The sequence below is a fragment of the Pseudomonas putida genome, assembly GCF_028682175.1.
In the GTDB taxonomy this organism is placed as follows: Bacteria; Pseudomonadota; Gammaproteobacteria; order Pseudomonadales; family Pseudomonadaceae; genus Aquipseudomonas; species Aquipseudomonas putida_AD.
On record NZ_JANHKS010000112.1, the window covers coordinates 1 to 362 of the forward strand.

At 46.7% G+C, this 362-nt stretch carries 2 tRNA genes; both read left to right on the forward strand.

The window, feature by feature from the left end:
* The first annotated feature begins 63 nt into the window (after nt 1-63).
* A tRNA-Ile gene (locus NPS29_RS28680) sits at nt 64-140 on the forward strand.
* 8 nt (nt 141-148) lie between these two features.
* Nucleotides 149-224 (forward strand) — tRNA-Ala (locus NPS29_RS28685).
* Nucleotides 225-362 lie beyond the last annotated feature (138 nt).

The window sequence follows — 362 nt, forward strand, 5'->3', positions numbered from 1 at the left end:
CAGAAGTAGCTCCAAGCTTTGAGCTACAAGCTTCAAGCTTGATTGCAGTCTGCATCAAGATTTAGGTCTGTAGCTCAGTTGGTTAGAGCGCACCCCTGATAAGGGTGAGGTCGGCAGTTCAAATCTGCCCAGACCTACCAGTTTTCCTGGGGCCATAGCTCAGCTGGGAGAGCGCCTGCCTTGCACGCAGGAGGTCAGCGGTTCGATCCCGCTTGGCTCCACCATTTACTACTTCTGAAATCAGAAGCTTAGACATGAACATTTGGTTCGAATGTTGATGTCTAATCTTGGATTAGATCGTTCTTTAAAAATTCGGGTATGTGATAGAAAGATAGACTGAATAGCACTTTCACTGGTGTTTA